Source organism: Micromonospora sp. 4G55, from assembly GCF_016803375.1.
This window is the reverse complement of sequence record NZ_JAEVHN010000872.1, coordinates 1-2195: the sequence shown is the minus strand read 5'-3', so window position 1 is coordinate 2195 and position 2195 is coordinate 1. Positions and strand designations below refer to the sequence as shown.

Below are 2195 nucleotides of genomic sequence, written 5' to 3'. Positions count from 1 at the left end.
TGGCGATCCGGTCGAGGGTGGCGACGCGCCGAGCCCGCAGGGGGGCCAGGATGGCGTTGTCCACGAACGCCGCTCCGCCCTGACCCGGCGCGTGACCAGCCGTTCGTTCGCCTCGGCGAGCTGCGTGTCCAGCAGGGTCAGGTTGCGGTTCACCTCGTCCAACGCCGACGTCGGAATCCCGGGCAACCGGTCCCGCACGCTGGGGCAGTCCACCGTCGGCGTGGCTGCACCGCCGGTCACCGCGCCCGGCGTCGGTGTGGTGGCGGGGCCGCCGCTGCCGGTCGTTTCGTGGCCACCGTGTCCGGCGTGCGCGCCGTCGAAGCTCAACTCGCAGTCCGCCATCGAGACCAGCCCGCTCGGACGGTCCCCGCCGCCGCGGGCGACGGCGACGGCGATCCTGTCGAGGGCGGCGACGCGCCGGGCCCGCAGCGGCCCGAGGATCGCGTTGTCCACCGACGTCGCGTCGCCCCGGCCCGCCGAGGCGGCCAGCCGCCGGTTGGCCTCGGCGAGCTCCCGGTCGAGCAGGTCCAACTCGCGGGCGACCTCGGCGGTCGCGCCGGCCGGCACGGCCGGCAGCCTGTCCCGCACGGTCGGGCACCCGATCCGCCCGGTCTCCGGCGCGGGTCGCGCCGGCCGGCACGGCCGGCAGCCTGTCCCGCACGGTCGGGCACCCGATCCGCCCGGTCTCCGGCGCGGGCGCGTCCCCGGCCCGCACCGGCGCGTCGATGATCCGGACGACCGGCCAGAAGTACGAGGACCGGTCGCCGTTACGGCAGGTGGTGCCGGACGCGGCCAGGCTCTCATCGGTGGAGTCCGCGTTGGCGGAGAGGTTGCCGACGAAGTCGTGCACGTGCTGGGCGCCGTTCTTCACCCCCGGCTGAGCCACCGGGTTGTCCGGGCTGAACTTCCGGTTGCCGTTGGTCCCGCACTCGACCCTGAACACCCCGGTCGCGGCGCCCGGCGCGGGTCGCGGCACCCGGACGTTCGGCGCGACGTCCGTGATCAGGACAACCGACTGCGGCTGCGTGTCGGCGTGCGCGTGGTGGTTGCGGGAACTGACCGCGATGGTGGTCGACACGGTGGCGACGGCGGAGACCGCCAGGACCGCCACCAGGATCGTCAGATCCCGGCGGCGGGTCCGCCTGCTGAAAGCCTTCATCACATCCCTTTCCGTGGGGACGACCCGGTCGGGCGGGCCGCGCGGGTCACGTCGGGACGTACGGCCGAGCCGGCGCCCGTCGATCGGCCCCCGGGCCGGGCGTCACCGTTCGGTAAGGAGTTGCCGCGCCCGCTCCTGGCCACCGGCGGGCGGTGCGGTCCTCCCACCGCCCGTGTCGACACCCGGCGGCCCGGGCGGCCGTCCCGACGCCTTGGCCCAGCTCGACCGCCGCACCGGGTGCGGCCCCGGGTCCGCGCGTGCGGCCGGGGCAGGTGGCCCGACCACATGGGAGCGGTTTCCCAGACCATCCGCTCACGCCCGTCAATCCCCTCCGGGCCGCTCCCGAGCGGCGCTCATGTCGACCGACCCCGCGCCGACCGGCCGGAAAGTGTGGCGGACCGACATGGCTGCACTCCGGCCGTTCCCCGTAGGTTTCCTCCACGCGACGGCCCTGTGACCCCGGTCACCGACCCGGCCGTCGCCAGTGACCTGCGGAGGATGAGGCGATGGCCGGGCAAGCGCTCCTGTCGGCGCGCGGGCTGACCCGTGACTTCCGGGGCTTCCGTGCGGTCGACCACGTCGACCTCGACATCGCCCCGGAGAGCGTGCACGCGCTCGTCGGCCCCAACGGCGCCGGCAAGACCACCCTGTTCAACCTGCTCACCGGCTTCCTGCCGCCGACCGAGGGTCGGATCGAGCTGGACGGCCGGGACGTCACCGGCCTGCCCCCGGAGCAGGTGGCCCGGCTCGGGGTGGCCCGCTCGTTCCAGATCACCAGCCTGTTCCCGCAGCTGTCCGCCCGCGAGCACGTCGAGCTGGCGTTGCAGAGCCCGAGCGGGCTCGGCTGGCGGTTCTGGCGGTCGGCCAAGCTGATGGGCCGCTACCGGGAGCGGGCCGACGAACTGCTGGACATGGTCGGGCTCGGCGCGCTGGCCGAGGCCCCGGCCGAGGCGCTGGCGTACGGGCGCAAGCGCGCCCTGGAGCTGGCCATCGCCCTCGCCCTGGACCCGAAGGTGCTGCTGCTCGACGAGCCGAC

Annotated in this window: 2 protein-coding genes and 1 pseudogene; 2 read left to right on the top strand and 1 reads right to left on the bottom strand. The window is 75.2% G+C overall.

All coding sequences use genetic code 11. The features are described 5' to 3' along the window. A pseudogene (locus tag JNW89_RS37925) lies at nucleotides 1-588 on the bottom strand (hypothetical protein); the annotation flags it as partial. Nucleotides 589-725: 137 nt separating this feature from the next. Here JNW89_RS37925 and JNW89_RS37920 point away from each other — a divergent pair. Both JNW89_RS37920 and JNW89_RS35475 read left to right on the top strand, forming a co-directional pair. Continuing rightward, nucleotides 726-881: a hypothetical protein gene (locus JNW89_RS37920; protein ID WP_306344951.1), complete on the top strand. Its 156-nt coding sequence runs from the start codon at nucleotides 726-728 to the stop codon at nucleotides 879-881. A gap of 784 nt (nucleotides 882-1665) precedes the next feature. Next, a partial coding sequence (locus JNW89_RS35475) for an ABC transporter ATP-binding protein (RefSeq protein ID WP_238452343.1) occupies nucleotides 1666-2195 on the top strand: 530 nt, incomplete at its 3' end.